The organism is Erythrobacter sp. (genome assembly GCF_038133525.1).
In the GTDB taxonomy this organism is placed as follows: domain Bacteria; phylum Pseudomonadota; class Alphaproteobacteria; order Sphingomonadales; family Sphingomonadaceae; genus Qipengyuania.
Genome location: NZ_JAYPTL010000091.1, coordinates 1 through 8,133, shown reverse-complemented (window position 1 = coordinate 8,133; position 8,133 = coordinate 1). Strand labels below are relative to the sequence as shown.

10 protein-coding genes are annotated in these 8,133 nt (G+C 61.9%); 3 read left to right on the top strand and 7 right to left on the bottom strand.

Annotated elements, in window-relative coordinates:
* From dnaE to AAFM29_RS15865, 7 genes are all read right to left on the bottom strand, one after another.
* Positions 1-1,306, bottom strand: a 1,306-nt coding sequence (gene dnaE, locus AAFM29_RS15895; protein ID WP_341713759.1) for a DNA polymerase III subunit alpha, incomplete at its 3' end; no start/stop codon positions are given.
* A gap of 80 nt (positions 1,307-1,386) precedes the next feature.
* Positions 1,387-1,710 (bottom strand): hypothetical protein, encoded by a 324-nt coding sequence (locus AAFM29_RS15890; protein WP_341713758.1) that lies wholly within the window; start codon positions 1,708-1,710, stop codon positions 1,387-1,389.
* Between the two features lie 31 nt (positions 1,711-1,741).
* A complete protein-coding gene (locus AAFM29_RS15885; protein WP_341713757.1) occupies positions 1,742-2,221 on the bottom strand; it encodes a glutathione peroxidase in 480 nt (159 codons plus the stop codon).
* Positions 2,222-2,228: 7 nt separating this feature from the next.
* Positions 2,229-2,747: a hypothetical protein gene (locus AAFM29_RS15880; protein ID WP_341713756.1), complete on the bottom strand. Its 519-nt coding sequence runs from the start codon at positions 2,745-2,747 to the stop codon at positions 2,229-2,231.
* 78 nt (positions 2,748-2,825) lie between these two features.
* Positions 2,826-3,104 (bottom strand): hypothetical protein, encoded by a 279-nt coding sequence (locus AAFM29_RS15875; protein ID WP_341713755.1) that lies wholly within the window; start codon positions 3,102-3,104, stop codon positions 2,826-2,828.
* Positions 3,105-3,152: 48 nt separating this feature from the next.
* Entirely contained in the window at positions 3,153-3,827 is a 675-nt protein-coding gene (locus AAFM29_RS15870) for an ABC transporter ATP-binding protein (protein WP_341713754.1), read from the bottom strand.
* On the bottom strand, positions 3,820-5,061 hold the full coding sequence (locus tag AAFM29_RS15865; protein WP_341713753.1) for a lipoprotein-releasing ABC transporter permease subunit: 1,242 nt from the start codon (positions 5,059-5,061) through the stop codon (positions 3,820-3,822). Before AAFM29_RS15865 ends, AAFM29_RS15870 begins: the two co-directional genes overlap by 8 nt.
* A gap of 168 nt (positions 5,062-5,229) precedes the next feature.
* Between AAFM29_RS15865 and purF the strand changes: the two genes are divergently transcribed.
* The 3 genes from purF to AAFM29_RS15850 all read left to right on the top strand — a co-directional run bounded on the left by purF (position 5,230) and on the right by AAFM29_RS15850 (position 7,872).
* The gene (purF, locus tag AAFM29_RS15860; protein ID WP_341713752.1) at positions 5,230-6,702 is read left to right on the top strand and encodes an amidophosphoribosyltransferase; all 1,473 of its coding nucleotides are present in this window, start codon (positions 5,230-5,232) and stop codon (positions 6,700-6,702) included.
* Positions 6,702-7,412: an SDR family NAD(P)-dependent oxidoreductase gene (locus AAFM29_RS15855; RefSeq protein WP_341713751.1), complete on the top strand. Its 711-nt coding sequence runs from the start codon at positions 6,702-6,704 to the stop codon at positions 7,410-7,412. Before purF ends, AAFM29_RS15855 begins: the two co-directional genes overlap by 1 nt.
* Positions 7,413-7,524: 112 nt before the next feature.
* Positions 7,525-7,872: a PilZ domain-containing protein gene (locus AAFM29_RS15850; protein ID WP_341713750.1), complete on the top strand. Its 348-nt coding sequence runs from the start codon at positions 7,525-7,527 to the stop codon at positions 7,870-7,872.
* Positions 7,873-8,133: the final 261 nt, after the last annotated feature.

Sequence of the window (8,133 nt, the reverse complement as noted above, 5' to 3'; positions counted from 1 at the left end):
CGCGCGCCTTAAGCTTACCGAAGGTGATGATCTGCGCGACGTGGTCGTGCCCGTATTTCTGCTGAACATAGCGGATCACCTCGCCGCGCCGCGTTTCGCAGAAATCGATATCGAAGTCAGGCATCGACACGCGTTCGGGATTGAGGAAGCGTTCGAACAGCAGGCCCAGCTTGATCGGATCGAGATCGGTGATCGTCAGCGCCCAAGCGACCAGCGAGCCGGCACCCGATCCGCGCCCCGGACCCACGGGAATATCGTGATCCTTGGCCCACTTGATGAAGTCGGCAACGATCAGAAAGTAGCCAGGAAAGCCCATCTGGTTGATGATCCCGACCTCGAAATCGAGGCGGTCGAGATAGACCTTCCGTTCCTCTTCCGAGAGTTCGCCATAGAGCGCGAGCCGCGCCTCCAGACCCTTGCGCGCGTCCTCCTCCAGCATGCGTGCCTCACCCTTGAGATCGCCAGCAAGGCTAGGCAGGATCGGCTTGCGGTAGGGGGGCATGTATGCGCAGCGCTGCGCCACGACCGACGTGTTCTGAACCGCTTCGGGAAGGTCCGCGAAGCCTTCCTCCATCATGTGAAAGGTCTTCACGTAGCTTTCGGGATTGGAGCGGACGCGATCCTCGGCGTCAACGTGGGTCGAACCGGCGATGCACAGCATGGCGTCATGCGCCTTGTGCATATGCGGTTCGGCGTAATTGGCCGGGTTGGTCGCGACCAGCGGCAATTCGCGCGCGTAGGCGAGGTCGACAAGCGCAGCTTCTGCCCGCTCCTCCACCGGATCACCGCGCCGAGCGAGCTCGACATAGTGGCGGTTCGGGAACAGTGCCTGAAGCCGGTCCGCGAGTGCTTCGGCGTGCGCCTGTTGGCCTTCGGCCAGCAGGCGGGTCAGCGCTCCATCAGCGGCGCCCGTGAGTGCGATCAGGCCGTTGGTATGCCCGTCGAGGTCTTCCAGTCGCACATGCGGCTCAAACTCGAGCGGCCGATCGAGGTGTGCCTTCGAAACGAGGTGACAGAGATTGTCATACCCCGCTTCATCCTGCGCATAGAGCGGCAGGTAGTCGACCTGCTTGCCTTCCGCTTCGCGCGCGACGCCCAGCAGCGCACCGATAATCGGCTGAATGCCTTCCGCCTTGCAGGCCCCGGCAAACATGACCGCGCCATAAAGGCCGTTGCGGTCGCAGATCGCCATGGCGGGAAAGCCCCGCTCCTTCGCCAGCTTGGCCATTGCCTTGGGATCGATCGCCCCTTCGAGCATCGAATAGGCCGACAATACGCGCAGCGGGACGAAGGGCTTGAACGACATCGTCCCAGATTAGGAAATTCCGCCGGATTCGGAAGGGCAGCAGGGACCTCATTTCTCCACAAGCGGTGGAGAAATGTTAGTTACTGCCCCTCGCGGATTTTCCTGCGGGTGTCGCGGATCGTCGAAACGGCTCCATAGACGATCAGAGCGCCCAGGAAGATCCACACCCAGACCGGGATATTGCGCCCGGCCACTGCCAGATAGAGGTAGGCCGAAACAAAGCAGAAACCGGCGCACATGGTAGGGACCACGGTCGAGCGCCCTGCCCGCGCGCGTTTCACCAGCCACCCGATCGAAGTGAAGAAGAAAGGGATAGCCCCGACGTAGATTGCCCCGAAGATATAAGGATTCACGCCATAGTCGGCGCCGAGCGAGAGGAACCACTGGTTTAGGTCGGCAAGCATGGGCTGGCTTTCGAACGGATCGACGCGTGGGTTACAGAAGCTTCTCGATATCCTTCGCGATCGTCTTCGGTGCGTCGGCCGGCCCATAGCGCTTCACGACATTGCCTTCACGGTCGATCAGGAACTTGGTGAAGTTCCATTTGATCGCCCTGGAGCCCATCAATCCCGGCTTTTCGCCCTTCATCCAGTCGAACAGCGGGCTCGCCTCGGGGCCGTTGACGTCGATCTTGGCCATCAAGGGGAAAGTCAGGCCGAAATTGACCTTGCAGAAGCTCTCGATCTCATCCGCATCGCCAGGTTCCTGGCTACCGAACTGGTTGCATGGGAAGGCAAGAACCTCGAAATCCTTGTCCTTGTAGTCCTGGAACAGTTTCTCCAGTCCATCATACTGCGGAGTGAAGCCGCACTTGCTGGCGGTATTGACCACCAGGAGCACCTTGCCGAGCTTCTCCTTGAGATCGAGCGCGTCGCCCTTGTTCGTGGCGACTGTGAAATCGGCGATGGTGGTCATCTGGGGGCTATTCCTTGCGGCGATAGGTGAAATCGAAGCTGGTTACCCAGCTCAGGCCGTGATCGGCTGAAAACTCACCATGCTGCCGAACCGCGCCGCCGTCCAGCGGCGAATAGGTCATTCTTGTCCAGCCATCCTCACCATTGGGCCCGGAACCGGGCCACCACCCAGTGAGAACCATTGCGTTCCCGGCGGGCCCACCGTCGAAAAACACGGGGCCAGGCCCGCCACCAATCCAGGTCTGGTGCCACCGTCCGGTTTTGGGATCGAAGGCCGATAGGCTTCCCCCGCCTCCGCCCCTGAGCGGCACCCAGTTCTCGCGGATGGCACAGCCTGCATAGAGTTTCTCGATCAAGCTATTGGCGATCGGTGCCTCGCGACCCGGGGCGTAGACCTTCCATTCGCCGACCCAGAAGTCGAAGGCAGCGAATTCAGGACCCTCGCAAGGTGCCGGCGGCGGTGCTGGCTGCACCGTTGTCGAGCTACTCGCCTGGGCAATCAGCAAGGCAATCATGTTCGCAATCATGGCAATCCTCCCCGACTGACGGGTTGAGCCATGACGAATACGCTTGGAACCCCAACTCGATGGAAGAATGAACCCGATCTACGAAACGGGAAAATCGTCGCGCGTGGAGAGCGCCTCGATCTCGGCAGCGTGAAACCTACGGTCGCCGAGCTTCTCGATGTAGTATCGGCGGCGATCTACCGGCGGCATCAGCATGACCAGCATGATCAGTTCTGCGAAGCCGCCATTTCGCAGACCCTTGGCCCCATCGAGCAAGCCACCGCCATTGCCTTCACCGTAGAGGGTCGCCCGCGCATCCCACTGGATTCCTCCGCGATCGCAACCTTCTGCGCGGAACGTGCTGGGATGGTCGGTCATACGAGTCCTCCTTCGCTGATCCAGCGTAGTCGAACACGTCAGGCTCCGCTACCCTAGCAGGCCTTCGTGCAGCCGCACCACGCGATCCATCCTTTGCGCCAGGCGTTCATTGTGCGTCGCAATCAGGGCCGCGCTACCCTCGCCTCGCACCAACGACAGGAACTGCTCGAGCACCTTGTCGCTTGTCGCCTCGTCGAGATTCCCGGTGGGTTCATCGGCCAGCACAAGCTTTGGCCGGTTCGCCAATCCGCGTGCCACCGCAACCCGCTGTTGCTCCCCGCCGGAAAGCTGGCTCGGGCGGTGATCAAGTCGCTCGGCGAGGCCCAGGGCGGTAAGAAGTTGTCGGGCGCGTTCTTCGCACTCCGCGCGCGGTTTTCCGGCTACGAGCTGAGGCAACACCACATTCTCGACCGCGTCGAAATCGGGCAGCAAATGATGGAACTGATAGACAAAGCCCAAATGGTCGCGGCGCATGGTCGTTCGCATCCGAGAATTGGATTTCTCTGCCGACTGCCCGGCGATCACGATTTCACCGCCAAAGCCCCCTTCGAGCAAACCCACCGCCTGCAACAAGGTCGATTTGCCTGAGCCTGACGGTCCAAGCAATGCAACGATCTCGCCAGGGCGGATCGCCAGATCGACCCCGCGCAGCACGTCGATCCGCACCCCGCCCTGTTCGAAACTGCGGGTTAGCCCGCGCAATTCGACAACGAAATCACTCATAACGCAGCACCTGTACCGGATCGGTGCTTGCCGCCTTCCACGCGGGATAGAGCGTGGCGAGGAAGCTGAGCACCAGTGCCAGCAAGACAATCAATGCGACTTCGATCGGGTCAGTTTTGGCCGGCAGCGTTGTCAGGAAGCGCATCTGCGGGTCCCACAGCTCGACCCCTGTCACGCGGCCGATAAGTTCGACGATCCCCTGGCGGAAGTAGAGCACAAGGAAACCAAGCACCAAACCGGCCACCGTGCCAATCGCGCCGACCGTGAAGCCGGTGGTGACAAAGATCTTCATCAGGCTTTGCCGCGTCGCGCCCATGGTCCGCATGATCGCAATGTCGCGAGTCTTCGCGCGAACCAGCATGACAAGGCTAGAAAGAATATTGAAAGCCGCGACCAAGACCATGAAACTCAATGCAAATGCCATTGCAACGCGTTCCACCTGAAGGGCTTCGAACAAGGTGGCATTGATCGTCTTCCAATCGGCAACCACGGCACGGCCCTTCACCGCGCGTTGCACTGGCTCCAGGATCGCACCGACTTCGTCCGGATCGTCGACCTTCACCTCGATCATCTGGACCGCGTCACCAAGCAGCAGCAGCGTCTGCGCGTCCTGCATTGGCATGACGACATAGGTGCTATCGTAATCGTAGATACCGATCTCGAATATCGCCGCCACCTCATACCCGATCTGACGCGGGACGGTGCCAAACGGGGTCGAGCGCCCCTGGGGGTTGATGATGGTGATCGTATCGCCGACGCGAGCGCCGATGTTTTCGGCCAGGCGGACACCCAGAGCCACCCTGCCATCACCCGTCCGAACCTGTGCCAGGTCGCCGCTGACAACCTTGCTCTGATATCCTTTGAGGTCCTGCGGGGTATTTCCCCGAACCAAGATCGCTTCGACGCGTCCATTGAAGGTCACCAGCAATGGCTGTTCGATCAAGGGGCTGGCCTGCGTGACCCCAGGTGTGGCGCGCACTTCTTCAAGCATCGCCTCCCAGTTTTCGAGCCGGCCGCCATAGGCCTGCACGATCGCATGGCCATTGAGTCCGACAATCTTGTCGAACAGCTCCGCGCGGAAGCCGTTCATCACGCTCATCACGATCACCAGCATGGCGACGGAAAGCATGACCACCCCGATGGAGATGCCTGCGACCAGTGTGATGAAAGCCTCGCCCCGGCCCGGAAGCAGGTAGCGCTTGGCGATCGTTCGTTCGAAAGGAGATAGGATCAAGGCAGGCCTTGCTATTCGCTGCGGATGCCTGCGGCGTTTAAGCAGGCTAACCTTTCCGTGCAATGAAATCGTTCCCCGCGGGGACCACTGGTCGCACTACCCTTGTAATCGGGCCGTAACATCGCCATTGGGGCCCGCATCCGGAACAGTCGCGCGGACAGGCCCTTGATGAACCTTACCCACCCGTTCCTTGACGAGGATGGCGACAAGCTGCGCGAAGAGTGCGGCATATTCGGCGCGATCAACGCGACCGATGCTGCCGCCGCGACCGCGCTTGGCCTGCACGCCTTGCAGCATCGCGGGCAGGAAGCCGCCGGCATCACCAGCTTCGACGGTTCCGAATTCTTCACCCGCCGCGGCCTCGGCCATGTTGCGGAGAACTTCTCGAGCCAGGAAGCTATCGCCGAACTGCCCGGCATGATGGCTGCGGGTCACGTGCGCTATTCCACGACGGGCGGCGCGGGCCTGCGCAATGTCCAGCCGCTCTATGCCGACCTGGCCAGCGGTGGCTTCGCCGTCGCGCATAACGGGAATATCTCGAACGCAGGCGTGCTGCGCGCTGACCTGGTAAGGCGGGGTGCGATCTTCCAGTCGACCAGCGATACCGAGGTAATCATCCACCTCGTCGCAACCAGCCGCTATCCCACAACGATGGACCGGCTGATCGACGCGCTGCGCCTGCTCGAAGGCGCCTATGCGCTGATAGTGATGACGCCGGAGGGCATGATTGCCTGCCGCGATCCACTGGGTATCCGCCCGCTGCAGATGGGCCGGATCGGCGATGCCACGGTATTCGCCTCGGAAACCGTGGCGCTCGACGTGGTCGGGGCGGAGTTCGTCCGCCAGGTCGAACCGGGCGAAATCATCAAGGTCGATTTCGCGGGGAATGTCGATTCGCTTCACCCATTCGGCAATCATCGCCCGCGCCCCTGCATCTTCGAGCACGTCTATTTCAGCCGACCCGACTCGGTTTTCGACGGGCGCAGCATCTACGAAGCGCGAAAGGCGATCGGTGCAGAACTCGCACGCGAGAAGCCGGTGGAGGCCGATCTGGTCGTACCTGTGCCGGACAGCGGTGTGCCGGCCGCCATCGGCTATGCGCAGGAATCGGGCATCCCGTTCGAACTTGGCATCATCCGTTCGCACTATGTCGGGCGCACCTTCATTCAGCCGAGCGATGGTGCCCGCCATGCTGGGGTCAAGCGCAAGCACAACGCCAATCGCGCACTGGTCGAGGGAAAGCGAATCGTCCTGATCGACGATTCGATCGTCCGCGGCACCACGTCGATGCAGATCGTCGAGATGATGCGCGACGCCGGGGCCACCGAAGTGCACTTCCGCGTCGCCAGCCCGCCGACCGCGCATAGCTGCTTCTACGGCGTCGATACGCCCGAACGCAGCAAGCTGCTGGCCGCGCGGATGGAACTGGAGCCCATGCGCCAGTTCATCAAGGCCGACAGCCTCGCCTTCGTCTCGATCGACGGGCTTTATCGCGCGGTTGGCGAGAAGCCTCGCAACGCCGCCTGTCCGCAGTTCTGCGATGCATGTTTCACCGGCGAATATCCGACCGCTCTGACCGATCAGGCCCATCGCGAGGAACAGCTCCAGCAGCTCATCCTGCCGGTAGAGGCTGCCGAGTAATGACCAAACCGCTCGAAGGAAGGCTGGCGCTGGTTACCGGCGCAAGCAAGGGGATCGGTGCGACCACGGCACAGGCGCTGGCCGCTGCGGGGGCCCACGTGGTCCTTACAGCCCGCGATGTGCGTGGGCTCGAAACGATCGAGGACAGCATTCACGCTGTTGGCGGAAGCTCCACGATTGCTCCCGTCGACCTGGCGGAAAGTGACGGCATTGCCCGGCTGGCTTCGGCGATTGGCGGACGGTGGGACAAGCTCGACGCACTGGTGATGTCGGCTGCCTATCTACCGGCCCTTACCCCAGTAACACAGATCGACGGCAAGCAATTCTCGCAAGCAATCACCGTCAATGTACTGGCGACGCAAGCACTGCTCGCCAATTTCGATCCCCTGCTCAAGCGCGCCGATGCCGGTCGCGTAATCGGGTTGACCAGCAGTGTTGGCGCCGCTCCGCGAGCCTATTGGGCGGCCTATGGCGCGACCAAGGCAGCCTTCGACAATTTGCTGGAATGCTACGCTGCGGAGATCGAGAAGATCTCGCGCGTCAGGGTCGCACTGATCGATCCGGGCGCGACTCGCACCGGCATGCGCGCAAAGGCTTACCCGGGTGAGGACCCGTTGACGGTCAAAGCGCCCGAAACGGTCGCAAATCGCCTCGTCGAACTGCTTGTTAACGATTTCGAGGGCTTCCATCGAGAGCGCGTGGAAGGATGAGTTAACCAATTCGGGTTACGCATTCGTAACCCAATTCCGTGAGATTCCGGATCAAGATCACCCGCGCGTGCGGGACATAGAATAACCGGAAATTCGATACGGAAGGGCCACCATGAGCTACCAGACCCAGGATCGCTACATGCTCGCTGCGCAGGAAGATCGCTGCGCGCCGCGGACCAAGCTGACCATTCCAGGGTCGCTCCGCGCTTCGGGTGGTCGGGCGTTCCAGACGGTGGTTCACGACCTTTCGATTTCCGGTTTCTCGGCGGCGGCGATCAACCGCATGCACGAAGGCCAGATGTGCTGGCTTTCCCTACCCGGGCTCGAATCGCTCCAAGCGCAGGTCGTGTGGTGGGAAAACTGCATGGTCGGCTGTGCGTTCAGCGAACTGCTGAGCCCCATCGTGCACGACAACATCCTCGCCCGCTATTCGGGCGCGGGCAATTACCGCCCTTACTGAAATTCGTCCCCGGTTCGGGACAGGCGACGGCACCAACGCCATGGCGGCGGCCGGAAAGGCCTGGCCTGAACCTCGCCTGGAAAGTCGTCGTCGGGGGGGGGGCGCCACGTGGGGCCCACCCCCCCCCAGGGTGTGGCTGGGGGGGGGCTTGGGCCCCGGCCCCGGGTGGGCAGCACAACCGCCCCCCCGGGCGCCACCCGCCGCCCGGGGGTTCTGCGCCAACAAGGGCTTCTTGAGGCAGCCCAACAATTCGACAAAAGG

Excerpts from the sequence above, each read along its gene's own strand:
- purF (WP_341713752.1), top strand. The coding sequence starts at position 5,230 with ATGAACCTTACCCACCCGTTCCTTGACGAGGATGGCGACAAGCTGCGC.
- AAFM29_RS15890 (WP_341713758.1), bottom strand. The coding sequence starts at position 1,710 with ATGCTTGCCGACCTAAACCAGTGGTTCCTCTCGCTCGGCGCCGACTAT.
- AAFM29_RS15875 (WP_341713755.1), bottom strand. The coding sequence starts at position 3,104 with ATGACCGACCATCCCAGCACGTTCCGCGCAGAAGGTTGCGATCGCGGA.
- AAFM29_RS15850 (WP_341713750.1), top strand. The coding sequence starts at position 7,525 with ATGAGCTACCAGACCCAGGATCGCTACATGCTCGCTGCGCAGGAAGAT.
- AAFM29_RS15870 (WP_341713754.1), bottom strand. The coding sequence starts at position 3,827 with ATGAGTGATTTCGTTGTCGAATTGCGCGGGCTAACCCGCAGTTTCGAA.
- AAFM29_RS15880 (WP_341713756.1), bottom strand. The coding sequence starts at position 2,747 with ATGATTGCGAACATGATTGCCTTGCTGATTGCCCAGGCGAGTAGCTCG.
- AAFM29_RS15855 (WP_341713751.1), top strand. The coding sequence starts at position 6,702 with ATGACCAAACCGCTCGAAGGAAGGCTGGCGCTGGTTACCGGCGCAAGC.
- AAFM29_RS15885 (WP_341713757.1), bottom strand. The coding sequence starts at position 2,221 with ATGACCACCATCGCCGATTTCACAGTCGCCACGAACAAGGGCGACGCG.